This is a genomic window from Telluria sp. Soil_C_11 (assembly GCF_057657395.1).
On sequence record NZ_JBDGIN010000007.1, the window covers coordinates 134,790 to 156,922 of the forward strand.

Consider the following 22,133-nt stretch of genomic DNA (forward strand, 5'->3'; position numbering starts at 1 on the left):
TCCAGGTCCGGGTCAGGCCACCTTGCGCCGCGCGCGCGCGCCTGCGCCGCCACGGCCGCGGCGTTCGAATCCGCCTGCCCCGGCCGGCGGATTCACCGGCGGTTCATCCGGCCGCTCGCCCGGATAGCTTATCACTTCCGCAACTTCTCCGACACGCGTCCATTCTATCGGGAAATCTGGGCCGCGCCGCGCGAGCCAGCGTTTCGCATGGCCGAGGGGGTCAAGGTGCCAGTCGTGCAGGTGGGCGTCCGGGCCGCGGGTGGCCACCGCCAGCGCTTCCACCGGCGCCTTCGGTATGCGGTCTTCGTTGAGCAGGCCGTTCTTTTCGAGGAAGGTGTCGGCCAGCTGGGTATAGCAGAAGCCGGACAGCGGGCGGCAGGCGTGGATGGCCGCCATCAGCTGCTGGTAGCGCGCCAGCAGTTCCTTGCCGTCCTTCGCCACCGAATAGCCCCAGCCCTGCTCCTCGCCCGGCTTCATGACGGCGATGCCGCCGAACTCGGACAGGAACAGCGGCTTGCCGACCCCGCTGAAGCCGTCGATCAGCAGGCGGCGCCGGTCCGGCTGCACGTGCTGCAGGGTGTAGGCGACGGCGTCGCGGCTGCCGTAGCGCTCGAGCAGGATCTTGGGGTCCTGCTCGTAGTCGTGCACGCAGACCAGGTCGCCGCACGGCATCTCCCAGCCGTCGTTGCCGACCACCGGGCGCGTGCCGTCCAGCGCGCGGGTCATGTGGTACAGGGCGCGCACGAAGTCGACCTGGCGGCGGTCGTTCATCAGCTCGGGCACGCCCCAGGATTCGTTGGTCGGCACCCAGGCCACGATGCAGGGATGCGAGATGTCGCGCTCGACCAGCTCCTTCCACTCTTCCATCACGCCGTGCACGGTGGCGCTGGAGAAGCCGTAGGCCGAGGGCATCTCGCCCCACACGCACAGGCCCAGCACGTCGCACCAGTAGAGCCAGCGCGGGTCCTCGGACTTCTGGTGCTTGCGCACGCCGTTGAAGCCGAGCCGCTTGATGAGCAGAACGTCGTGGCGCAGCTGGTCGCTGGACGCCACCATCAGGCTGTCCGGCCAGTAGCCCTGGTCGAGCACCATGCGCAGGTAGTAGGGCCGGCTGTTCAGGATGAAGCGGTCGCCCTCGACCCCGACCGTGCGCAGCGCCGTGTAGCTCTGCACGCTGTCGATCAGGTTGCCGTCGCTGCTCCTGATCTCGATCTCGGCGTCGATCAGCTGCGGGCTTTCGGGACTCCACATCCAGAGGCCGCGGGCGTCGTCGATGCCGGGGTCGGGCAGCTGGAAGATGCGCGACAGGCGCGGCCCGGTCAGCAGGCAGCGGTCGGCCACCAGCAACCGGTCGCCGAGGCGCAAGGTGACGTTGGCGATCCCGCCGTCGGGCACGTGGGCGATGTCGGCATCGAGCCGGATCTGCCAGGAGGCGACGTCGGCGGTCCAGCGCAGCTGGCTGACGTGGGCGCGCGGCACCTTCTCGATCCAGACCGTGCGCCAGATGCCGCTGCTGCGCGGATACCAGATCTTGTGCGGCTCGGGCTCCCAGTCCATCTTGCCGCGCGCCTTGTGCATGTCCTGCGGGTCGTCCTCGGCCTGCACCACCACCTCGAGCAGCGAACCGTCGAGGTGGCGGCTGACGTCGATCGAGAACGGGCTGTGGCCGCCGCGGTGCTCGACCGCGAAGCGGCCGTTGACCCAGACCCGGGCCCGGTAGTTGACGGCGCCGAAGTGCAGCATCAGGCGTTCTTCGCGCGATGGCGCCATCGACGGATCGAGCTGGATCTGGCGCTTGTACCAGACGCGCCGCCGGTAGCCGCGGTCGTGCACGCCGCTGGCGCGCGCTTCGGGCGGATACGGGACGACGATGGTGCGGTCCCAGGTGACCTCGGACGGATCGGCGCATGCCGCCAGATCGTCGAGCATGGCTTGCCATGGGCCATCCAGGCTGCGCCAGGCGGCGCGCCGCAGTTGGGGGCGGGGGTATTCCACGGTATGCTCCTTGTCCTTCTTATGAAGCCTATTTAATGACCCGCCGTCCACGAAAGCAAGCGCTTTCACGCACCGTTACAAACGGTTTCGCGCCCTGTATTTTTATGGCGACAGGCTGCTGACGGCGACCCGGACGAAGCTGGCGCGCCGTCCCGCGCCACCCAGCGCGACGGGCCCCGGCCGGGCGCCGGCGGCGGGCCCGTGGGTCAAGGCGCCCGCCGCCGGCCCAGGTGCGTCCGTCCTGGCCCGAATATGCCGTATAACGTTCCAGGCCCCCCTCCCGGTGGACAGCGCGGCGCGGCCAGGCGGCGGCGCCCGGCGTGCCGGCCACCGGCCGACGCTGCGCGGGAGCGCCGCGGATGTGAGCGGCGGCCGATCCACGATTCCCTACTCTGGTATCATGACGGCCTTTACCCCAGCCGTCCCCACGACGATGCAGACCAGGATTTCACGCCGTTTCCGCTCGCGCTGCCTTTGCCCCGTGCTCGCCTGCCTGCTGGCCGGCGCCGCGGCGGCCGCCGCGGCCGCGGACGCGGAGCTGAAGCCCTGGCCCGCGAAGCAGGCCACGCCCGCCCTGCGCCTGTCCGGCCTGGACGGCAAGGCCTGGGACCTGGCCCAGCTGCGCGGCAAGGTGGTGGTGGTGAATTTCTGGGCCAGCTGGTGCGCGCCCTGCGTGGAGGAGCTGCCGGTCCTGAACGCCCTCGCGCGCCAGGATCCGGCCAGGGTGGCCGTGGTCGGCGTGAACTACAAGGAACCGCTCGAAAGCATCGAACGCTTCGCCGGCGCCCGTCCGTTCGCCTACCCCGTGCTGCGCGACCGCTCCGGCGACATGTTCAAGGCCTGGACCGCCGGCGTGATGCCGACCACCATCCTGGTCGACCGCCAGGGCCGGGCGCGCTGGCGCAGCGTGGGCGAGATCGGCGCCGGCGATACGCGCCTGAAGGCCGCGATCGACGCCCTGCTGGCCGAATGACACGAAGAACGCAACAAGAACGACATCCACACAGGAAGACCGACCATGGACGACACCAAACCCTCGAGCCGCCGCGCCCTCCTCAAGGCTGCCACCGGCGCACTGCTGGCCGGCGCACTGCCGCGCATGGCGCTGGCCGATGGCGCCGCTGCGGCGCAACAGGAGCAGGAACGCCATTTCGACCCGCGCCCGGGCGAGTGGAAGAGCTACGAGGTGGTGACCCGCGTGCACCTGCAGCGCGCGTCCGGCCCGTCGACCGTCTGGATTCCCCTGCCGGCGGTGGACACCGACTGGCAGCGCACGCTGTCGAACAACTGGTCGGGCAATGCGACTTCGATGCGCGTCGGCGCCGATCCGCATTATGGCGCGCGCTTCCTGGTGGCCGAATTCGACGGCAGCGCTCCGCCGGTGCTGGAAGTCGTCTCGCGCGTGCAGACCCGCGACCGCGCGGCGAACTGGAAAACCCGCACGACCGGCGGAGAGTCCGCTGAAGACCTGCGCCTGTGGCTGCAGCCGACCGACCTGATGCCGCTGGACGGCATCGTGAAAAAGACCGCGCTGCAGATCACCTCGGGCGCGCGCACCGATGAAGAGAAAGCCCAGCGCATCTACGACTGGATCGTGCTGAACACCTTCCGCGAGCCGAAGGTGAAAGGCTGCGGCACCGGCGATATCAAGACCATGCTGGAGACCGGCAACTTCGGCGGCAAATGCGCCGACCTGAACGGCCTGTTCGTGGGCCTGTGCCGTGCCGCCGGCGTACCGGCGCGCGACGTCTACGGCATCCGCATCGCCCCCAGCGCCTTCGGCTACCGCGAACTGGGCGGCAAGCCGGCCGCCCTGCAGGGCGCCCAGCACTGCCGCGCCGAGGTCTACCTGAAGCGGCACGGCTGGGTGGCGATGGACCCGGCCGATGTCGCCAAGGTGATGCGCCAGGAAACCCCGAACTGGATCAAGGACCCCGACCACCCGCTGGTCGCGCCGGTCAAGCAGGCCCTGTTCGGCGGCTGGGAAGGCAACTGGATGGGCTACAACTTCGCCCACGACGTGCGCCTGCCCGGCTCCCGGGCCGGCAAGGTCGGCTTCCTGATGTATCCGCAGGCGGAAAACCGCGGCGAGGCCTACGACGCGCTGGCGCCGGACAGCTTCGCGTACACGATCACGGCGCGCGCCATCTGAGGCTGGGCTGACGATGAACCAACCCCCGGAGCGCAAGGCGGGCGGCCTGCTCGCCTTTGCCGTATTCGCATCGATCCTGGCCTCGACCTGCTGCGTGCTGCCGCTGGTCCTGGTGCTGGTCGGGATCACGGGCGCCTGGATGGTGCACCTGACGGCGCTGAAGCCGCTGACGCCCTGGGCCATCGCCCTCACCGCCGGCGCGCTCGGCTGGGCCGGCTGGCTGCTGTTCCGCCCGGCCGCCAGCTGCGCGGTCGGCGACCAGGACTGCGCCACCACCCGCCCCGCCATGCGCAGGCTGTTCATCGGCTGCGCCGTGTTCATCGCCCTGCTGCTCGGCTTCCCGCTGATCGCTCCTTTGTTCTATTGAGACCACGACCATGAAAACGCTGAAGACCCTCGCCCTGATCGCCACGCTGGGCGCCGCGCCGTTCGCGCTGGCCAAGCCGCAGACCGTCAAGCTGAACGTGCCGACCATGGACTGCGCCACCTGCCCGATCACGATCAAGGCGGCCCTCGTCAAGGTGCCGGGCGTGTCGAAGGTACAGGTCAGCTACGAGAAGCGCGAAGCGGTCGTCGTCTACGATGACGCCCAGGCCAGCGTGGCCGACCTCAAGAAAGCGACCGAAGAAGTCGGCTATCCCTCGATGCTGAAGGCGGCGCGCTGATGCCAAACAGTTACGTCGGGAAAGAACTGTTCCCGCCGTAACTGTTTGGAACAATTTCGTTACGTGCGCGGCTGTATGCAGGATTACGATTCCTGCATGAACTTTACGTTTTCATCACCAACTGCCGGTGCCTGCGCGGTCAAGCTGTGGGCAAGCGGACGCTACGGATTCTCGCTGCCGAAGAAGGTCGACATCGTGGGTCCGGACGGCGATACCGCCACCTTCCTTTACTACAACCGCAAAGTCAGGCTTACCGCCGAGCTCAGCAACCGCGCCATCGTCAAGATCGCGATCGCGCAGTTCCTCGCCGGCGCCGGGCGCGATGGCGAACCGGTCGAGATCGACCATGCCGCCGCGCCCTACGAAGGAGAGCTCACCCCGGTGCGCTCGTCGACGCCGCGCGCGCCGCTGCGGGTCCGGCCGGGCAAGCTGCACGCCCGCATGCGGCCGGAATCGCCCGGCGGGCTGCCCTGAAGACCAGCAACGAGGACGAGACCACCATGCGCATCCAGTACACACCCGGACAGCTCCGCATGCTCATCCAGCGCGCGGAAACCCAGTTCGAACACACCATCACGCAATCGCTGGCCGCCGACCCCACCGGCAGGCACATCGTGCGTACGGCCCACGCGGCGGTGCACGAAACGGTCGTCAGCCTGATCAAGCTGTTCCGCGACCAGATTCCCGGCGCGGCCGAGGTGGCGACCCGGCTCGCGCGCATGTATGCCAAGGGCGCGGATGCCGATGCCGGCGTGCCGACCCTCGACTGCCTGCGCGCCATCGCCCAGGTGACGCGCGAGGCGCGCGAACGCTACCTGCCGGCCCCGCTCGAACACTTGTGACTGGCAGTCATCAATCCCGGGCCGGCATCAGCCTCGGCTGGACATTGCGCAGCGTGACCAGCGCCCTGTACTCGGTCTTGTCGAGCACGAACTCCAGCCGCGCCTGCGGCGGATAGCTGGTCTTGATCAGCATGCTGGATGCCATTTTGGCGTCGAAGGCGGTGCGCACCCAGCCCGCCAGCGCCTGCGGCTTCTGCTCGGGCGCTTCGCGCAGGATGCGGGTGATGGCGCGGTAGTGAGCCGGGTTGTCGCGCTGGACCCGGGCCAGCGCGCCGGGCGCGTCGAGGTCGACGTGGCGGCTGGGGCCGAACCCGGCGTGGGCGGAAAAGGCGGCGCTGGCGAACAGCGCGGCGAGCATCCATTTCATGATGCACCTCCTGGTTTCACCTGCCTAGTCTACTCCCGCCGTGGGGTCAGGCCGCGCCCAGATGCTCGTACAGGATCAGGCCGCCAATCGCGATCAGCACCAGCCCGCCGATCAGTTCCGCGCGCTTGCCGACCAGGTGGCCCAATCCCCGGCCCAGCATCACGCCGAGCGTGACCATCGTGAACGTCGCCAGCCCGATTGCGCCGGCCGTGGCGACGATGCTGGCGTCGATGAAGGCCAGGCTGGCGCCCACCACCATGGCGTCGATGCTGGTCGCAAAGCCGGTGATCGCCAGCAGCCAGAAGGAATGGCTGCTCGGCTTTTCGTCTTCTTCGTCGTCCGCGGCCAGGCTGGCGTGGATCATGCGCAGGCCCAGCGCGCCCAGCAGGGTGAAGGCGATCCAGTGGTCCCAGGCTTCGACATACGGCGCCGCGACCTTGCCCAGGGCCCAGCCCGCAAGCGGGGTCAGGCCCTCGATCACGCCGAAGATGAGGCCGGTGCGCAGGGCTTCCTTGAGCTGGGGACGGTGCAGGGCTGCGCCCTTGCCGATGGCGACGGCGAAGGCGTCGGTGGACATCGCAAGCGCGATGGCTAGCGTGGCGGCTACATTCATGATTTCTCGCTGGCCGGGCAAAGACGAAGGCAGGCCGCGCGGCCCGGTCGAAGCGCGCGGCATGCCAAAGGTCTTGCCAACCGAGACGGCTGCCCGTACCACGTCGCCAGGGCGGCGACGAGTATGTTGATACGGGAACTTCCGGGAAACGGAAGCAGGCTACTCCCCAATGGGTGGCGCTATCTTACCGCATGAGCGCGCCGCTGGGAAGTTCCGTCAGGAACTACGGTGCAGGCTGGCGTACTTGATGCCGAAGTAGCAGATGAAGGCATAGCAGGCGGCCGGCACGAAGAACGAGGGCTGCACGCCGATCGCATCCGCGACAAAGCCCTGCACGAAAGGCACGATGGCGCCGCCGACGATGGCCATGCACAGGATGCCGGAGCCCTGGCCGGTGTGGCGGCCCAGGCCATGCAGGGCCAGGCTGAAGATGGTCGGGAACATGATCGAGTTGCACAGGCCGACCGCCAGGATCGCCCACATCGCCAGCGCGCCCTTGCCGAAGATGGCGGCCAGCACCAGCGCGATGGCGGCCAGCGCATTGAAGGCCAGGCTCTTGCCGGGACTGACGTAGCGCATCGCGGCAAAGCCGATGAAGCGGCCGACCAGGGCGCCGCCCCAGTACAGGCTGACGTAGCTGGCCGCGCTGGATGCGGGCAGGCCCGCGACCTGGCGCTCGCCCAGGAAGTTGATCAGGAAGCTGCCGATGCTGACCTCGCCGCCCACGTACAGGAAGATCGCGACCGCGCCCAGCACCAGGTGGCGGTAGGCCAGCGCCGAGGCCTTGCCCTCTGCCGCCGCCGTGCTGTCGTCGCCATGCGAGATCTTCGGCAGGCGCGCCAGCGCGAACAGGACGGCCAGGATCGCCAGCGCCGCCGCCAGCGCCAGGTAGGGCCCCTGCACGCTGGCCGCCTCGTGGGCGCGGTAGGCCGCCAGTTCGGTGGCGTTCATCGCCGCCATCCGGTCCGCGCCCACCGCCGCGGCGGACAGGATCAGCATGCCGCCGACCGCCGGCGCGACCGTGGTGCCGAGCGAATTGAAGGCCTGCGTGAGGGTGAGGCGGCTGGAGGCGGTGCTGGCCGGACCGAGCACGGTCACGTACGGATTCGCCGCCACCTGCAGCACGGTGATGCCGCTTGCCAGCACGAAGAAGGCGAACAGGAACAGGCCATAGCCGCTCTTCGAGGCGGGATAGAACAGCGCGCAGCCGAGCGCCGCGATCAGGAGGCCGGTCACGGCGCCCTTCTGGTAGCCCAGCCGGCGGATCAGCGCCCCGGCCGGCACCGAGACGATGAAGTAGGCGCCGAAGAAGCAGAACTGCACCAGCATCGCCTGCACATAGCTCAGCGTGTAGATGGCCTTCAGGTGCGGGATCAGGACGTCGTTCAGCGACGTCAGCAGGCCCCACATGAAGAACAGGATGGTGACGATCACCAGCGGGCCGGCGTTGTTGCCGGCGTCGTTGCCGGCGCTGGTGCCGGCCTGCGCGGCCGGCGCCAGCGCCGGGTTGGGTGCGGAATGTGCCATGGAAATCTCCTCGTATTCGTTGGCGTTATGGGTGTGCTTGGTTGAATGCGGCGCCCTTCAGGAAGGAGCGGTACCAGTGCGCGCTGTCCTTCAGGCGCCGTTGCTGCGTGGCGTAATCGACGTGGACCAGGCCGAAGCGCTTCCGGTAGCCCTCGGCCCATTCGAAGTTGTCGACCAGGCTCCAGGCGAAATAGCCCTGCACCGGCACGCCGTCCCCGAGCGCGTCGCGCAAGGCGCCCAGGTGGCGCATCAGGTAGTGCCTGCGCTGCGTGTCCTCGATGCGGCCGTCGGCGCCGACCGTGTCGTCGTAGCAGGAGCCGTTCTCGGTCACGTAGATCGGCCCCGGGCGGTAGTCGCGCTCGACCCGCGCCAGCAATTCGGCCAGCCCCCGGGGCTCGACCTCCCAGCCCATCGCGGTGATCTCGTCCCCGCGCGGCGGCAGGATGCGCGCATCCAGCGGCGCGTGGCCCGGCGCGTCGGCGACGGTCTCGGGGAAGTAATAGTTCACGCCGAGGAAATCGGTCGGCACGGCGATCGCCTCGAGGTCGCCCGGCAGTACTATCGGGGCCTGGTCGCCGACCAGCGCCAGCGTCTGCTCCGGATAGCCGCGGCCGTACAGCGGATCGAGGAACCAGCGGTAGCGCAGGCCATCGTGGCGTTCCATCGCCGCGATGTCGCGGGCGCTGCCGCTGGCCGGCCGCAGGGGATGCAGGCTGAGCGAGATGCCGACCTTCGCGCCGGGAACGTTGGCGCGGATCGCCGGAACCGCCTTGCCGTGCGAGAGCAGCACGTGGTGGCTGACCTGCAGCGCGGTCCTGAAGTCCGTCAGGCCGGGCGCGTGGCAGCCTTCGAAATTGCCGAGGATGGCCGTGCACCACGGCTCGTTATGCGTGATCCAGTGCTTGACGCGGTCGCCGACCTTGCGGGTCATGGCGTCGGCCAGCTCGACGAAGGCGTCGACGGTGGCGCGTTCGTTCCAGCCGCCGCGGTCCTGCAGGTACTGCGGCAGGTCCCAGTGGTAGAGCGTGGCCCAGGGCTGCAGGCCGCGCTCGAGCATGCCGTCGACCAGGCGCGCATAGAAATCCAGGCCCTTCGGGTTCGGCCTGGCGCCGGCTTCCGAAAAGATGCGCGGCCAGGCGATCGAGAAGCGGTAGGCGTTCAGGCCCAGCGCGCGGGCGATGTCCAGGTCTTCCGGCCAGCGGTGGTAATGGTCGCAGGCGACCTCTCCGCTCGAGCCGTCGCGGATCCGGCCCGGTGTGGCGGCGAAGCGGTCCCAGATCGATTCGACGCGCCCGTCTTCGCGTGCGGCCCCCTCGATCTGGTAGGACGAGGTGGCGCAGCCCCACAAAAAGCCAGGCGGGAAATCGGCGCGCTGCGGCGCCTGCGGTTCGGTGCGGGAACGGGTACTCATGGTGCGGTGTCGGTCAGTGATGCGTGAATTTGTATGGAAAGCTTTCCAGCAACGGTTCGAAAAAAAGCGCCGGCGCCGGCGCGGAGGAACCGCCCTTCATGCGGCCTTGCGCGCGCCGGCCGCCCTGGCGAGCGAGGCGCGCAGGGTCACGCTGGCCGGGAAGTTGCGGGTCACCGGACGCTTCATGTCGTAGCACAGGTTGAGCAGCGCATTGATGCCGTTCTGGGTCATCTCGCGCCAGGGCATGTGCACCGAGGTCAGGCCCGGCGCCGAGAAGGCGGCGCTGGGCGTGTCGTCGTAGCCGATCACCGACAGGTCGTGCGGCACGCGCAGGCCGGCCTCCTGGAAGCAGGACAGCGCGCCGACCGCCATCTCGTCGTTGGCGCAGAACAGCGCCGTGCACGGGTAGCCCGAATCGAGCAGCTCCTTCGCCGCGGCCCAGCCGCCGGCCGGAGAAAAGTCGCTCTCGACACGCCAGAGCGTGTCCGGGCCGATGCCGTTCGCGCGCAGCTCGGCGGTAAAACCTTCGATGCGCGCCACGTTGTCGGCCGCGCTGCGCGGACCTTCGATCACGGCGATCCGGCGGTGCTCGTGGTCGAGCAGCGCGCGCGCCGCCAGCCGTCCGCCCAGCGCGTGGTCGACCGTGAAGCACTGCCCGGCGATGCTGTCGAGGCGATGGTTGAGCGCCACCAGCCGGCCCGCCTTCGGGCCCAGCGCGGCCAGATCCTCGTCCTGCAGTGCGCCGGTCATCGCGATCAGGCCGTCGCAGCCGCGCGCGACCAGGAACTCGATGCCTTCGAGCGCCTGGCGCCGCTCGTCGCCGAGCCCGACCCCGAAGGCCAGCACCATGTGCAGGCCGGCGGCGCGCAGCTCGGTGTCGATGATCTGCAGGATCGGCGTGTAGAAAGTCCCGCTCAGCACCGGAATGTAGACCCCGATCATGCGGCTGGAACCCGACAGCAGCGCGCGCGCCGCATGCGAAGGCCGGAAGCCCAGCTCGTCGATCGCCTGCCTGACTTTCGCCAGGGTCGCCGGCGACACCGAGCCTTTGCCGCTGATCACGCGCGAAGCGGTGCCCAGTCCGACGCCGGCAAGTTTCGCTACATCCTTGATGGTGGGCACAGGCCTCTCCTTGGTGACGGTTGGCGCATCACAGGCGGGCGCCCGACGCGGGATCGAACAGCGACACCCGGTTCGCATCCAGCGCGAACCGGACTTCCTGGCCCGGCGCGAAGGCGCCGTCGCCGTGCACCAGCGAGGAAAGGAGGTGCTCGCCGCAGCGGATCCACACGACCACGTGGTTGCCCATCGGCTCGACCAGCGACACCGTTCCCGCCAGCGCGCCGTCCGCACGGATCGCCACGTGCTCGGGACGCACGCCGAGCACGGCGGCGCGGTCCGCGATCGCCGCCGCGCAGCAGCCGGCGCCCGGCTGGACGGCCAGCCCGCCGGCGGTGAAGCGCCCTGCCCCGTCGAGCCGGCCGTCGACGAAGGCCATCGCGGGCGCGCCCAGGAAGCCGGCGACGAAGCGGTTGGCCGGGCGCTCGTAGACTTCCAGCGGCGTGCCGACCTGCTGCACCTGGCCTGCCTGCAGCACCACGATGCGCGAGGCCAGGGTCATCGCCTCAACCTGGTCGTGGGTCACGTAGATCATGGTCGAGCCGAGCTGCTGGTGCAGCAGCTTCAGTTCGCGGCGCAGCTCGGCGCGCAGTTTGGCGTCGAGGTTGGACAGCGGCTCGTCGAACAGGAAGACCTGGGCCTGGCGCACCAGCGCACGACCGATCGCCACCCGCTGGCGCTGGCCGCCGGAGAGCTGCGACGGCTTGCGGCCGAGCAGTGCGTCGAGCTGCAGCATCCCGGCCGCATGCGCCACGCGGCGCCTGATCTCGGCCTTCGGCGTGCCGGCGATGCGCAGGCCGAAGGACATATTGTCTTCCACGCTCATGGTCGGGTACAGCGCATACGACTGGAACACCATGCCGATCCCGCGCTCGCTGGGGTCGGCGTCCGTCATGTCGCGCCCGCCGATCTCGATCGTGCCCGAGTCGGCGTCGACCAGGCCGGCGATGCTGTGCAGGAGGGTCGACTTGCCGCAGCCGGAAGGCCCCAGCAGCACCAGGAATTCGCCCGGTTCGACCTGCAGGTCGAGGTCGCGGATGATGCTCTTCCCGCCCAGGATGATGTTCAGTTTGCGCAGGCTTACGTTCGCCATATCGTCCTCTTCAACCCTTGACCGCGCCGGCGGCGATGCCGCGCACGAACCAGCGTCCGGATGCGAAATACAGGGTCAGCGGCACCAGCGCGGTCAGGATGGTGGCGGCCATGTTGACGTTGTACTGGCGGGTGCCGGTGGTGGTGTTGATCACGTTGTTCAGCTGGACCGTCATCGGCAGGTTCTCGCGCCCCGCGAACACCAGGCCCAGGATGTAGTCGTTCCACACGCCCGTCACCTGGATGATGGCGGCGACGACGATGATCGGCAGCGACATCGGCAGCATGATGCGCAGGAAGATGCGCCAGAAGCCGGCGCCATCCACGCGCGCCGCCTGGAACAGCTCGTGCGGCACCGAGCAGTAGTAATTCCGGAACAGCAGGGTCATCATCGGCATGCCGAACACCAGGTGCACCAGCACGATCGCGGGCAGCGAACCGAACACGCCGGCCAGCGCCATCACCCGCACCAGCGGATAGATCATCACCTGCACCGGCACGAAGGCGCCGGCCATCAACGCCCCGAACAACAGGTTCGCGTAGCGCGGGCGCCAGAACGACAGCGCATAGCCGTTCACCGCCCCGACCAGGATCGGCAGCACGGTCGACGGCAGCGCGATCGCCACCGAATTCCGGAAGCCGGTGCGCAGGCCCTCGCAGGCCGCGCCGGTGCAGACCGTGCTCCAGGCCTGGCGCCACGGTTCCAGGGTGGCGGCCAGCGGCAGCGCGAAGATGCCGCCCGCGCGGATCTCGTCCATGCTCTTGAGCGAGGTGACGATCATCACGTACAGCGGCAGCAGGAAGAACAGCGCCGCGCCGAACAGGAAGGCATACAGGCCGATGCGGGCCGGCGTCAGGCGGCGCCGGCGGCGCGCGCCGGCCGCGGATCCGTCGCGCACCATGGCGGCCGGCAGGCCTGCGGCGCTGCTGCGGGAATTCATGCGGCCTCCTTGCGGCTGCGGGCATACGCATAGGGCGCGAACAGCGCCAGCACCGGCACCAGCAGCACCACCGCGCCGGCCGATGCCAGCCCGACGTTCGAGCGCAGGAACAGGTGGTCCATGATGAACTTGGCCGGCACTTCGCTGGCGGTGCCGGGGCCGCCCTGGGTCATCGCCACCACCGCGTCGTACAGTTTCACGACCGCGGTGGACAGCAGCAGCAGGACCGTGGCGACGGTCGGCCACATCATCGGCAGCACGATCTGCAGGTAGACGCGCCAGGCCGGGATGCCGTCCAGGCGCGCGGCCTTCCAGATCTCGGGGTCGACGCCGCGCAGGCCGGCCAGCATCAGCGCCATCACCAGGCCGGACGCCTGCCACACGGTGGCGATCACCACGGTGTAGATCGCCATGTCCTGGTCGACCAGCCAGTCGAGGCGGAAGTCCTGCCAGCCCAGCGCGCGCACGGCCGAATCGATCCCGTCGCCCGGCTGCAGCAGCCATTGCCACACCAGGCCGGTCGCCACGAAGGACATCGCGTACGGGTACAGGAACACGGTGCGCAGCACCCCCTCCCCGCTCACGTTCTGGTCGATGAAGACCGCCAGCAGGAAACCGATCACCAGGCAGGCGAGCACGAACAGCAGGCCGTACACCGCCAGGTTCTGCAGCGACAGCATCCAGCGCTCGTTGTCGAACAGGCGCTGGTACTGGGCCAGGCCGATGAAGTGGCGCGACGGGAAGGTGCGCGAGGCCGTCATCGACATGCCCAGGGTCCACACGGCCGAGCCGATGTAGCAGACCAGCACGGTGACGAACATGGGCAGCAGCGCCGCGTAGGGTGTGAGGGTGCGCTTGATCTTCATTTTAATAACGCAGCGCCGAAGCGATGCTCTTCTGCGCCTTCTCGACCGGCATATGGGTATTCCAGTAGGCGGTCAGCACGTCCTGCAGGGCGCCGTTCTGGTCCGGGGTCAGGTAGACCTCGGGGACGCCGAGCGGACGCGCGCGGTCGCGCAGGATCGCCATCCCCTTCTGCGCGCAGGCATCGAGCCGGCCGGCGTCGAGGTCGGTGCGCACCGGCAGGGAGCCTTTCAACTGGCTGAAGCGGAGCTGCACCGCGGGCTGCCCGACCACCCTGGCCATCAGCTTCTGGGCGCGGATCGCCTCGGGGTCGCCGGTCTTCGGGAACACGAACACGTCGCCCTGGATCAGGTAGGGGCTGTCGGCGGACAGGCCCGGGATGCAGCCGTACTCCTTGCCGGCGGTCTGGCGGGCATTGGTGAATTCGCCCTTGGCCCAGTCGCCCATGATCTGGATCCCGGCGCGCCCGGAAATCACCAGCGCGGTGGCGTCGTTCCAGTTGCGGCCAGGCGAGGCCGGATCGACATAGGACTGCAGGCGCTTGTAGGCCAGCAGCACCTTGCGGAAGGCGCCGGACTGGATCGCCGCCTGGTCGCGGTCGCGCATCACCTTCAGGTACAGGTCGCGCCCGCCCAGGTTCGACAGCATGCTGGCGAACAGGATCACCTCCTGCCAGGACTGGCCGCCATGGGCCAGCGGGATCAGGCCGGCGGCCTTCAGCTTGTCGAGCGCGGCGAACAGTTCGCCGACGCTGGCCGGTTCCTTGCGGATCCCGGCCTTCGCGAACGCCGCCTTCGAATACCACAGCCAGGTCTGCATGTGGATGTTCATCGGCGCCGCGTACCAGTGGCCCTTGACCTTGATGACGCCGACGATCGGTTCCGGCAGCAGCCGGTCCCAGTCCTGTGCGAGGGCGAGTTCGTCGACGTCGTTGAGCATGTCTTCCTCGATGATGTCGAGGAACTGCTTGGAGGTGTTGAACTGGGCGGCGGTCGGGGGATTGCCGCCGATGATGCGGTTGACGGTGACGGCGCGCGACTGGTCGCCGCCGGCGATGGCGCTATCGATCCAGGTGCCGCCGGCGGCGCGATAGGCCTGGGCGACTTCGCGCACCGCGGCCGACTCGCCTCCCGAGGTCCACCAATGGATCACCTCGGCCCTCGGACCGGCGTGCGCCGCCGCAGCGGATGCGCACAGCCAGGCGGCGAGCGCCAACCTGCGTACAACCATCTCGTCTCCAATGTATCGGCCGCCACTTGCGGGACGTATTTGGAAACGTTCCCATGGCTGTTGCCGGACTATAGCACCGGGCCGAATTTAGTGTCAAACAGAAAATTCCAACTTGGATTTTCCTATAAAACACAGACGAGATGGGGGAATTTTACAGTCCCGTCGCCTTACTCATCCAAACAGCTTCGCCGCCGTCTTCGCCACCAGATCGCCCTGGAAGCGCGCGCCATCCAGTTCGTTCCTGCTGGGCTGGCGCTGGCCCTGGCCGCCGGCGATCGTGCTCGACCCGTAGGGACTGCAGCCGGTGACCTCGTCGAGCGTCATCTGGCCGGCGAAGCTGTACGGCAGGCCGACCACCACCATCCCGAAGTGCAGCAGGTTGGTGATGATCGAGAACAGCGTCGTTTCCTGGCCACCATGCTGGGTGGCGGTCGAGGTGAAGGCCGCGCCGACCTTGCCGTGCAGGGCACCGCGCGCCCACAGGCCGCCGGTCTGGTCGAGGAAGGCTCCCATCTGCGAGGGCATGCGCCCGTAGCGGGTCGGCGCGCCGATGATGATGGCGTCGTAGTCCGGCAACTCGTCGACGGTGGCGATCGGCGCCGGCTGGTCGAGCTTGAAGTGGGCCGGGCGCGCGATGTGTTCGGGCACCGTCTCCGGTACGCGTTTCACGTCGACCGTGGCGCCGGCGCCACGCGCGCCTTCCGCGACCGCCTGCGCCATCTGCTCGATATGTCCATAGGTGGAGTAATACAGAACCAGTACTTTCGCCATGTCGCGCCTCCTGTAGGGTGGATCGGTGATGTGTGCGCCATGCTAGCCCAAACCGCCGGGCGGAGACGCCCGTCAGAAAGGCGGGCGATGGCCGCTGCATGCACGTACAATGTCGCCCACCAGCAACTATTTCTCCGCCGGATGAAAGCCCGTACCTACCTGATCCTGATGGCGGCCGCGATCCTCGTGCCGGCGGCGCTGATCGCTTCGATGGGCCTGTCGCGCCTGCTGGATTCGGAACGCGAATCGCGCATCCGCAGCGTGCAGGAGACCGGGCGCGCCACCGTGCTGCTGATCGACCGCGAAATCGCGGTGGCCGAGGCGTCGCTGCGCGGCATCGTGAATTCCGAAGCGCTGCGCCGCGGCGACTTCGCCCAGCTGCACCGCGAGGCCAGCGCCATGAACCGCGCCACGCCCTGGTCCTGGACCCTGCTTTCCGACTATAGCGGCAAGCCGCTGTTCAATACCCTGCTGCCCTGGGGCCAGCCGCTGCCCGCGTATTCGGGCGGCTGGGCCTCCCAGGCCTACGACACCCAGAAGACCCACGTATCCGGCTATTTTCTAGGCCTGGTGGCGCGCCGGCCCACGATCTCGATCGACGTGCCGGTGCCGCGCGCCATCGGCAAACCCTATGTGGTCAGCCAGGTCTTCGACGCGAACTACTTCGCGCGGGTATTCAGCGATCCCGCCATCGGGCGCGACTGGGTGATCACGATCTTCGACGCCAACGGCATCGCGATCGCGCGCAACCGCAACGCCGAGGAGCTGGTCGGCAAGCCGGTGCGCCCCGAGCTGTATCGCGCCTCGCGGCGCCAGCCGAACGGCATCCTGCGCCACACGACCCACGACCGCATCGACGTCTACTCGGTCTACACGCGCGCGCCGCTGTCCGGCTGGACCCTGGCGATCGGCGTGCCGGCGCCAGAGATCGAGGCCCCGGCGCGCACCGCCACCCTGTACGCGGCCCTGTCCCTGCTGGGCATGATGGGCCTGGCGACCGGGATCGCGGTATTCCTGGCCAAGCGCCTCTCGCTGTCGCTGGACCAGGCGGGCGTCGCGGCCAAGGCGCTGGCAAGCGGCGCCGAACCGCCGACCGCATCGACCAGGGTCGCCGAAGTGGACCTGCTGCTGGACGGCCTGCGCCACGGCAGCGCCGACCTTGCGCGCGAGCGCGGCGCGCGCCAGCGCCTGCAGGACGAACGCGAGGCCCTGCTGCGCAGCGAACAGGCGGCGCGCCGCCAGGCCGAGGCCCAGAGCCACGCCAAGGACGCGTTCCTGGCGATGCTCGGCCACGAACTGCGCAACCCGCTGGCGGCGATCGCCGGCGCGGTCCAGGTGCTCGACCTGCCGCACGTGAAGCCGGAGCTGGCGGAGCACGCGCGCGAGATCGGCCGGCGCCAGGTGCGCCACCTCACGCGCATCGTCGACGACCTGCTTGACATGCGCCGCATCCTGTCCGGCAAGGTCGACCTGCGGCGCGCCCGCATCGACGCCGGCGCCCTGCTGCGCCAATGCTGCGAGACCCGCGCGCTGGCCGACGGCGGCGCCCATGCCTGGCAGGTCGACGCCGGCGCCCTCTGGATCGACGCCGACCCGACCCGCCTCGAACAGATCTTCGACAACCTGCTGCACAACGCGATCAAGTACACGCCGCAGGGCGGCGCGATCGCGGTGAGCGCGCGTGCCGACGGCGGCGAGGCCGTGGTCGAGGTGAGCGACACCGGCATCGGCATCGATGCCGACACCCTCCCGACCATCTTCGATACGCTGGTGCAGGGCCCGACCGGGATCGACCGCGCCCAGGGCGGACTCGGGCTGGGCCTGGCGCTGGTAAGGGAACTGACCGCCTTGCACGGCGGCAGCGCGAGCGCCCGCAGCGGAGGATCGGGCATGGGCAGCACCTTCACCTTGCGCTTCCCGCTGGCGCAGGCGCCGGACCCGACCGGCGCTTGAGTTCTGTCCGAAATATCCTACGTCGCCCTCGCCTGTTTTCCGATTGCCCGCTCCGGTGAGGGGCATACCATAGGGTTTTCGGCACAGACAAGGAGGCATCAATGCCAAGTAACCAGGAATACAAGGGTAAAGGCATGAAGGGCCGCAACTATGACGAAATGAGCGGCGTCGGAACCAGCAGCGCCGGCAAGACCGGCACTACGGGCAACCTCAACGACGGCGGCCGCGATGGCGGCGTCGGCGCCCCCGACCCTTCCGACTCGGGCAACCTGCAATCGGCCAACGCCGGCCAGCCGGGCGGTACGCCGGCACAAGGCAATTCGCGGCGCGGCCAGGCCAGTCAGCAAGGAGGCAACATGAACCAGCAATCAGGAAAGGACATGAACCAGCAGAGCGGCAACCTTGGCAACCAACAACAGGGAGGCAAGCAGCAATCAGGTCAGCAGCAAGGCAGCAACCAGGGCAACCAGCAGAGCGGCCGGCAGCAAGGCGGCCAGCAGGGTGGCCAGCAGCAGAGCGGCAACCGCCAGAGCGGGCAGCAGGGCAGCCAGCAAAGCGGTCAACAGGGCAGCCAGGGCGGCCAGCAGATCGGCCAGCAACAGGGCCAGCGCCAGCAGGGTCAGAACCGGCTGAATCAGGACGATTACGGTTCCGACGACCAGTTGTAATCACCATCCATGCGGCGGGCCCCCTGCCCGCCGCCGCATCACACCCAGGATTTGTCTCCGGCCGAATCGGCGCCGGCCGCCTCTTCCAGCGGGTCCGCCACCAGCAGCGCCAGCCTGCCGTCCAGCGCCTCGAAGCGCAGCGGCAATTCCAGCTTGCAGACCTCGCCATCGACCGCGACCTTGACCCGGCGCCGTCCGGACAGCAGCGGCGCGCGCACCGTCATGCTGCGGAAGGCGAACGCGACCACGTCCTCGGCCTCGCCGAGCCGCCCGAGCGCGCCGCGCAGCAGCAGGCCGAGCATGCGCCAGCGGCCGACCGGGCGCGGGGCGATCGCCGCCAGGCGCCCTTCCTCCACCGCATGGTCGAGCGGCTGCATGCCGACCTGCTGCATCTGCAAGCGGTTGTTGCCGACGAACAGGGTCGGCGTGCGCAGCCGATGCGTGGCGCCGTCCAGCTCGAGCGCGATGCGCAGGTTGCGGTGCCGCCCCAGCGCCGTCTTCAGTGCCGACACCAGCGCCACCACGCGGCTGCGCCCGAACTGCCGCTTGTCGTGCTCGCGCTCTTCGAGCAGGCGCGGATACAGGCCGACGCTGGCGTTCACCAGGAAGCTGCGGTTGTTGACCATGCCGATCTGCACGTGGCGCACGCGGGCGCGCAGCAGCGCGTGCACGGCATCGGCCAGGTCTTCGGGAATGCCGTGGGTGCGGCCGAAATAATTGAAGGTGCCTTGCGGCAGCACGCCGAACACGCAGCCGTGCCGCACCGCCTCGTGCGCCACGGCGTTGAGGGTGCCGTCGCCGCCGGCCGCGACCAGGATCGCGCCCTCTTCTGTCGCACGCCGTGCGACGTTGGCCGCGATCTCCGGCAGTTTCGAACCATCATGGACGACCTCGAGCACGCAGGACCTGCCTGCGGCTTCCAGCACCTGGCGGATGGTGTCGCAGCGCAGCTCGGTATCGGTGCGTCCCGAGCCGGCATTCAGCACGACATAGAACGGCGCATCGGGCCGGGGTTCCTGCTTTGCCATCGTCTCAACTTCCTCCTGACGCTATCTGTCCCGACAGATTAACAGCTACGCGCGAAGCACCCGTTCCCCTTGCCCGCAAGTACTTACCTGTCACCATTTTTGCGACGAAAGCGCGCACGGGACGAGAGTTATACTGCCTGCATGAAAATCAGCAAAGAAAAAGCCGCCGAGAACCGGGATGCCCTGGTACGGGCCGCCAGCAGACTGATTTGCGAACGCGGCTATGATGGCGTCGGCGTGGCGGAAATCAGCACGGCGGCCGGACTCACCCACGGCGCCCTGTACGCGCATTTCCGCTCGAAGGAAGAACTGGCGGTGGCTGCATTCTCGTACGGCCTGGAACAGGCGGGCGCACGCATGGAGATGAACGAAGCGGACGGCACGCCGGACCTGCCGGCCTTCCTCGACCGCTTCCTGTCGGTCGAAAGCCGCGACGACTATGCCGGCGCCTGCCCGATCGCGGCCTCGGCCAGCGAAGTCGGACGGCATGACCGCGACCTCAGCATCCGGTTTTCGGAAGGCTACCTGGACATGGTGCGCGTATTCGAGGGCAGCATTGCCGGCAGCCGTTCGGCCGAGGATGCACGGGCCCGTGCGATGACCCTGGTGGCGACCCTGGCCGGGGTCCACGCGGTGGCGCGCGGGACCGCGAAGGGCGACCCGGCGCTGTCCGAAGAGGTGCTGCGCGCCGCCCGCCAGGTGATCGGCGAGGCGATCGGCGCGCGCTGAAGAGTCTTACTTGGTCACCGCGATCTGGGTGCGGTGGCCGCCCTTGAAGGTGTACAGGGTGATGGTGCCGTCGCGGATGTCGCCATGCGGGTCGAAGGCGATGTTGCCGGTCACGCCCTTGTAGTGGATCTTCGCCAGTTCCGGCAGGTATTTCGCCGGCGCCGACGAACCGGCCTTGTCCATCGCCTCGGCCAGCAGCAGCGTCGCGTCGTAGGAGTACGGGGCGATGATCTGGACGTCGATGCCGAAGCGCTTGCGGTAGGCCGCGCGGAAGTTGTCCATGCCCGCCTTGCCCGATGCTTCGACACCGCCGGCTTCGGCGCACACGACCTGGCCGTCGGCCATGGTGCCGCCGGACAGCTTGTGCATCTCGTCCGAGCAGATGCCGTCGCCGCCCATCATCTTCACGTTCAGGCCGAGCTGCTTCATCTGGCGCAGCATCGGGCCGGCCACCGCGTTCATCCCGCCAAAGAACACCAGGTCCGGATTGCTGGCGCGGATGCGGGTCAGGATCGCCGAGAAATCGGTCGCCTTGTCGTTGGTGAATTCCTTGGCCACCACGTTCATGCCCTGCTGGCGCAGGCCGTTGACGAACTCGCTCACCAGGCCCTGCCCGTAGGCGGTGCGGTCGTCGATCACGGCGACACGCTTCACGCCCATGGTCTTGACGGCGTAGCGGCCCAGCGCACGGCCGAGCTGGATGTCGTTGGCCACCACGCGGAAGGTGGTGTTGAAGCCCTGCCGCGTGTACTGCGGGTTGGTGGACGAGGCCGTGATCTGCGGGATGCCGGCATCGTAGTAGATCTTCGAGGCCGGGATCGTGGTGCCGGAGGTTTCGTGGCCGATCACGCCATTGACCTTGGCGTCGGCCAGCTTCTGGGCGGCGGCCGTGGCCTGCTTGGGTTCGCCGGCATCGTCTTCCGGCGCCAGTTGCCATTTCACCTTGCGGCCGCCAATGGTCGCGCCGCGCGCGTTCAGGGCCTCGATCGCCATGCGGACGCCGTTTTCGCTGTCCTTGCCGAAGTGGGCCACCGGTCCGGTCATGGCGGCCACATGGCCGATGCGGACGACTTCCTGGGCCGGCGCCAGGCCGGCGGCCGATAACGCAGCAAGGGCAAACGCGTACTTCTTCATTCCATCCTCGTCTAAATAATTGATTCTATATAACCAAACCATAAGGGTACAGCGGATGGCGATAACAAACAAGGTTCTTATGGCAACATCTGGCTTTCAGGCACAATAGCGCCCATGCCCGACCATTCCGCTTCCCTGCCCCTGCCGCCGATGTCCGGCGCCACCCTGCTGCGCGCCCTGTTCAAGCGGGCCGCGCCCGCAGCCGGTTCCGCCGCGGCCGCCGGACCGACCCGCTACCGCCTCGCCCGGATCGACGCCGCCCAGGTCGCGCGCTACCGCGAGGCGCTCGGCTTCACCGGCACCCACCTGCCGCTGACCTATTGCTACCTGCTGGCCCAGCGCGCCCACCTGGCGACCATGCTGGACACTGCGTTTCCGTTCCGGCTGGCCGGCGCGATCCACGTCGACAATGCGCTGAGCGCCGGCATCCAGCCCGCGCCCGGCCGTGCGCTCGAGCTGGTGACCGGGGTCCAGGTCGGACCGGCGGCCGCCAACGGCGCCGTACACGCCGTGCTCGACACCCGCGCAAGCCAGGATGGCGCGCTGGTGTTTTCCTGCCGCAGCACCTACCTAGTGGTGCGCGGCAAGCGCGGTGGCGGACAGCATGCGCCGCGCCCGGCGCCGGCGCTGGCCCCGCTCGCGCGCTGGCCGCTGGCGCCCTCCGGCGGCCGCGCGTATGCCGCGCTGTCCGGCGACTGGAACCCGATCCACCTGTGGCCGTGGTCGGCACGCCTGATGGGACTGAAGACGCCGATCATCCACGGCATGCACACCCAGGGCCGGGCCTGCGCCGAACTGGAACGGGCCGGCGCGCGCCCCGTGGCCCGGCTCGACGGGCGCTTCCGCGCGCCGATCGCGCTCGGCGGCGTAGCGGCGCTGGCGGCCGACCTGGCGGCCGGCCAGTACACGGTCGAGTCGGGCGGAAGTCTTGCCGTCGAGGGCCATTTCAGTTTTGACGCAGGTCAAACTATGCAATGCGCATAACCGTCTATACTGAATAGGCCGGCAACGGCAAATTCTAGGAGGATGACC

At 68.7% G+C, this 22,133-nt stretch carries 23 protein-coding genes and 1 riboswitch; of the genes, 10 read left to right on the forward strand and 13 right to left on the reverse strand.

The annotated features are described in order from the left end of the window. Positions 1-12 precede the first annotated feature (12 nt). Positions 13-1,995: a glycoside hydrolase family 2 TIM barrel-domain containing protein gene (locus AC3A6M_RS13815; protein WP_487853286.1), complete on the reverse strand. Its 1,983-nt coding sequence runs from the start codon at positions 1,993-1,995 to the stop codon at positions 13-15. A 481-nt stretch (positions 1,996-2,476) separates the two neighbouring features. On the opposite strand from AC3A6M_RS13815, the gene AC3A6M_RS13820 reads away from it, so the two are divergent. The 6 genes from AC3A6M_RS13820 (at position 2,477) to AC3A6M_RS13845 (ending at position 5,654) form a co-directional block, all read left to right on the forward strand. Continuing rightward, positions 2,477-2,968 (forward strand): TlpA family protein disulfide reductase, encoded by a 492-nt coding sequence (locus tag AC3A6M_RS13820; RefSeq protein ID WP_487853287.1) that lies wholly within the window; start codon positions 2,477-2,479, stop codon positions 2,966-2,968. A gap of 45 nt (positions 2,969-3,013) precedes the next feature. Next, the gene (locus AC3A6M_RS13825; RefSeq protein WP_487853288.1) at positions 3,014-4,147 is read left to right on the forward strand and encodes a transglutaminase-like domain-containing protein; all 1,134 of its coding nucleotides are present in this window, start codon (positions 3,014-3,016) and stop codon (positions 4,145-4,147) included. A gap of 13 nt (positions 4,148-4,160) precedes the next feature. Next, positions 4,161-4,514 carry a mercuric transporter MerT family protein gene (locus AC3A6M_RS13830; protein WP_487853289.1) on the forward strand — a complete coding sequence of 118 codons (354 nt, stop codon included), beginning with the start codon at positions 4,161-4,163 and terminating at the stop codon, positions 4,512-4,514. A 10-nt stretch (positions 4,515-4,524) separates the two neighbouring features. After that, entirely contained in the window at positions 4,525-4,812 is a 288-nt protein-coding gene (gene merP / locus AC3A6M_RS13835) for a mercury resistance system periplasmic binding protein MerP (RefSeq protein ID WP_487853290.1), read from the forward strand. A 96-nt stretch (positions 4,813-4,908) separates the two neighbouring features. Continuing rightward, the gene (locus AC3A6M_RS13840) at positions 4,909-5,286 is read left to right on the forward strand and encodes a hypothetical protein (protein ID WP_487853291.1); all 378 of its coding nucleotides are present in this window, start codon (positions 4,909-4,911) and stop codon (positions 5,284-5,286) included. Between the two features lie 26 nt (positions 5,287-5,312). Continuing rightward, positions 5,313-5,654, forward strand: a complete 342-nt coding sequence (locus tag AC3A6M_RS13845) for a hypothetical protein (RefSeq protein WP_487853292.1) — start codon at positions 5,313-5,315, stop codon at positions 5,652-5,654. Between the two features lie 10 nt (positions 5,655-5,664). Here AC3A6M_RS13845 and AC3A6M_RS13850 read toward each other — a convergent pair whose 3' ends face one another. The 10 genes from AC3A6M_RS13850 to wrbA all read right to left on the reverse strand — a co-directional run bounded on the left by AC3A6M_RS13850 (position 5,665) and on the right by wrbA (position 15,589). Next, positions 5,665-6,021 carry a hypothetical protein gene (locus tag AC3A6M_RS13850; RefSeq protein WP_487853293.1) on the reverse strand — a complete coding sequence of 119 codons (357 nt, stop codon included), beginning with the start codon at positions 6,019-6,021 and terminating at the stop codon, positions 5,665-5,667. Between the two features lie 46 nt (positions 6,022-6,067). Further along, positions 6,068-6,634, reverse strand: a complete 567-nt coding sequence (gene mntP, locus AC3A6M_RS13855) for a manganese efflux pump MntP (RefSeq protein WP_487853294.1) — start codon at positions 6,632-6,634, stop codon at positions 6,068-6,070. A 6-nt stretch (positions 6,635-6,640) separates the two neighbouring features. Then, positions 6,641-6,811: riboswitch (yybP-ykoY riboswitch) on the reverse strand. Between the two features lie 39 nt (positions 6,812-6,850). Next, complete coding sequence (gene fucP, locus AC3A6M_RS13860) at positions 6,851-8,161, reverse strand: L-fucose:H+ symporter permease (protein WP_487853295.1); 1,311 nt, start codon at positions 8,159-8,161, stop codon at positions 6,851-6,853. A gap of 25 nt (positions 8,162-8,186) precedes the next feature. Then, positions 8,187-9,572 carry a GH1 family beta-glucosidase gene (locus AC3A6M_RS13865; RefSeq protein WP_487853296.1) on the reverse strand — a complete coding sequence of 462 codons (1,386 nt, stop codon included), beginning with the start codon at positions 9,570-9,572 and terminating at the stop codon, positions 8,187-8,189. Between the two features lie 96 nt (positions 9,573-9,668). Beyond that, entirely contained in the window at positions 9,669-10,694 is a 1,026-nt protein-coding gene (locus tag AC3A6M_RS13870) for a LacI family DNA-binding transcriptional regulator (RefSeq protein WP_487853297.1), read from the reverse strand. A gap of 28 nt (positions 10,695-10,722) precedes the next feature. Then, a complete protein-coding gene (locus AC3A6M_RS13875) occupies positions 10,723-11,784 on the reverse strand; it encodes an ABC transporter ATP-binding protein (RefSeq protein ID WP_487853298.1) in 1,062 nt (353 codons plus the stop codon). A 10-nt stretch (positions 11,785-11,794) separates the two neighbouring features. Next, the gene (locus AC3A6M_RS13880) at positions 11,795-12,724 is read right to left on the reverse strand and encodes a carbohydrate ABC transporter permease (protein WP_487853299.1); all 930 of its coding nucleotides are present in this window, start codon (positions 12,722-12,724) and stop codon (positions 11,795-11,797) included. Next, on the reverse strand, positions 12,721-13,590 hold the full coding sequence (locus tag AC3A6M_RS13885; RefSeq protein ID WP_487853300.1) for a carbohydrate ABC transporter permease: 870 nt from the start codon (positions 13,588-13,590) through the stop codon (positions 12,721-12,723). The genes AC3A6M_RS13880 and AC3A6M_RS13885 overlap by 4 nt, the downstream gene beginning before the upstream one ends. 1 nt (position 13,591) lies before the next feature. Continuing rightward, positions 13,592-14,818 (reverse strand): ABC transporter substrate-binding protein, encoded by a 1,227-nt coding sequence (locus tag AC3A6M_RS13890; RefSeq protein WP_487853301.1) that lies wholly within the window; start codon positions 14,816-14,818, stop codon positions 13,592-13,594. Between the two features lie 171 nt (positions 14,819-14,989). Continuing rightward, positions 14,990-15,589 (reverse strand): NAD(P)H:quinone oxidoreductase, encoded by a 600-nt coding sequence (wrbA, locus tag AC3A6M_RS13895; protein WP_487853302.1) that lies wholly within the window; start codon positions 15,587-15,589, stop codon positions 14,990-14,992. Positions 15,590-15,730: 141 nt separating this feature from the next. Here wrbA and AC3A6M_RS13900 point away from each other — a divergent pair, with 141 nt between their 5' ends. Together AC3A6M_RS13900 and AC3A6M_RS13905 are read left to right on the forward strand one after the other, a co-directional pair. Continuing rightward, positions 15,731-17,542 (forward strand): ATP-binding protein, encoded by a 1,812-nt coding sequence (locus tag AC3A6M_RS13900; protein ID WP_487853303.1) that lies wholly within the window; start codon positions 15,731-15,733, stop codon positions 17,540-17,542. Between the two features lie 101 nt (positions 17,543-17,643). Continuing rightward, entirely contained in the window at positions 17,644-18,210 is a 567-nt protein-coding gene (locus tag AC3A6M_RS13905; protein WP_487853304.1) for a hypothetical protein, read from the forward strand. A 38-nt stretch (positions 18,211-18,248) separates the two neighbouring features. Here the strand turns inward: AC3A6M_RS13905 and AC3A6M_RS13910 are convergent, their stop codons facing one another. Continuing rightward, the gene (locus AC3A6M_RS13910) at positions 18,249-19,238 is read right to left on the reverse strand and encodes a diacylglycerol/lipid kinase family protein (RefSeq protein WP_487853305.1); all 990 of its coding nucleotides are present in this window, start codon (positions 19,236-19,238) and stop codon (positions 18,249-18,251) included. 141 nt (positions 19,239-19,379) lie between these two features. Here AC3A6M_RS13910 and AC3A6M_RS13915 point away from each other — a divergent pair, with 141 nt between their 5' ends. Continuing rightward, positions 19,380-19,967 (forward strand): TetR/AcrR family transcriptional regulator, encoded by a 588-nt coding sequence (locus tag AC3A6M_RS13915; protein ID WP_487853306.1) that lies wholly within the window; start codon positions 19,380-19,382, stop codon positions 19,965-19,967. Positions 19,968-19,973: 6 nt separating this feature from the next. On the opposite strand, the gene AC3A6M_RS13920 is transcribed toward AC3A6M_RS13915, so the two are convergent. Next, positions 19,974-21,101 (reverse strand): branched-chain amino acid ABC transporter substrate-binding protein, encoded by a 1,128-nt coding sequence (locus AC3A6M_RS13920; protein ID WP_487853307.1) that lies wholly within the window; start codon positions 21,099-21,101, stop codon positions 19,974-19,976. Positions 21,102-21,215: 114 nt separating this feature from the next. Between AC3A6M_RS13920 and AC3A6M_RS13925 the strand changes: the two genes are divergently transcribed. Next, the gene (locus tag AC3A6M_RS13925) at positions 21,216-22,085 is read left to right on the forward strand and encodes a MaoC/PaaZ C-terminal domain-containing protein (protein ID WP_487853308.1); all 870 of its coding nucleotides are present in this window, start codon (positions 21,216-21,218) and stop codon (positions 22,083-22,085) included. The last annotated feature ends 48 nt before the right edge of the window (positions 22,086-22,133 follow it).

What these genes read in the sequence shown, in the direction of transcription:
- AC3A6M_RS13825 (WP_487853288.1), top strand. Translation starts at nt 3,014, where the DNA reads ATGGACGACACCAAACCCTCGAGCCGCCGCGCCCTCCTCAAGGCTGCC.
- AC3A6M_RS13830 (WP_487853289.1), top strand. Translation starts at nt 4,161, where the DNA reads ATGAACCAACCCCCGGAGCGCAAGGCGGGCGGCCTGCTCGCCTTTGCC.
- merP (WP_487853290.1), top strand. Translation starts at nt 4,525, where the DNA reads ATGAAAACGCTGAAGACCCTCGCCCTGATCGCCACGCTGGGCGCCGCG.
- AC3A6M_RS13840 (WP_487853291.1), top strand. Translation starts at nt 4,909, where the DNA reads ATGAACTTTACGTTTTCATCACCAACTGCCGGTGCCTGCGCGGTCAAG.
- AC3A6M_RS13845 (WP_487853292.1), top strand. Translation starts at nt 5,313, where the DNA reads ATGCGCATCCAGTACACACCCGGACAGCTCCGCATGCTCATCCAGCGC.
- AC3A6M_RS13850 (WP_487853293.1), bottom strand. Translation starts at nt 6,021, where the DNA reads ATGAAATGGATGCTCGCCGCGCTGTTCGCCAGCGCCGCCTTTTCCGCC.
- mntP (WP_487853294.1), bottom strand. Translation starts at nt 6,634, where the DNA reads ATGAATGTAGCCGCCACGCTAGCCATCGCGCTTGCGATGTCCACCGAC.
- fucP (WP_487853295.1), bottom strand. Translation starts at nt 8,161, where the DNA reads ATGGCACATTCCGCACCCAACCCGGCGCTGGCGCCGGCCGCGCAGGCC.
- AC3A6M_RS13865 (WP_487853296.1), bottom strand. Translation starts at nt 9,572, where the DNA reads ATGAGTACCCGTTCCCGCACCGAACCGCAGGCGCCGCAGCGCGCCGAT.
- AC3A6M_RS13875 (WP_487853298.1), bottom strand. Translation starts at nt 11,784, where the DNA reads ATGGCGAACGTAAGCCTGCGCAAACTGAACATCATCCTGGGCGGGAAG.
- AC3A6M_RS13880 (WP_487853299.1), bottom strand. Translation starts at nt 12,724, where the DNA reads ATGAATTCCCGCAGCAGCGCCGCAGGCCTGCCGGCCGCCATGGTGCGC.
- AC3A6M_RS13885 (WP_487853300.1), bottom strand. Translation starts at nt 13,590, where the DNA reads ATGAAGATCAAGCGCACCCTCACACCCTACGCGGCGCTGCTGCCCATG.
- AC3A6M_RS13890 (WP_487853301.1), bottom strand. Translation starts at nt 14,818, where the DNA reads ATGGTTGTACGCAGGTTGGCGCTCGCCGCCTGGCTGTGCGCATCCGCT.
- wrbA (WP_487853302.1), bottom strand. Translation starts at nt 15,589, where the DNA reads ATGGCGAAAGTACTGGTTCTGTATTACTCCACCTATGGACATATCGAG.
- AC3A6M_RS13900 (WP_487853303.1), top strand. Translation starts at nt 15,731, where the DNA reads ATGAAAGCCCGTACCTACCTGATCCTGATGGCGGCCGCGATCCTCGTG.
- AC3A6M_RS13905 (WP_487853304.1), top strand. Translation starts at nt 17,644, where the DNA reads ATGCCAAGTAACCAGGAATACAAGGGTAAAGGCATGAAGGGCCGCAAC.
- AC3A6M_RS13910 (WP_487853305.1), bottom strand. Translation starts at nt 19,238, where the DNA reads ATGGCAAAGCAGGAACCCCGGCCCGATGCGCCGTTCTATGTCGTGCTG.
- AC3A6M_RS13915 (WP_487853306.1), top strand. Translation starts at nt 19,380, where the DNA reads ATGAAAATCAGCAAAGAAAAAGCCGCCGAGAACCGGGATGCCCTGGTA.
- AC3A6M_RS13920 (WP_487853307.1), bottom strand. Translation starts at nt 21,101, where the DNA reads ATGAAGAAGTACGCGTTTGCCCTTGCTGCGTTATCGGCCGCCGGCCTG.
- AC3A6M_RS13925 (WP_487853308.1), top strand. Translation starts at nt 21,216, where the DNA reads ATGCCCGACCATTCCGCTTCCCTGCCCCTGCCGCCGATGTCCGGCGCC.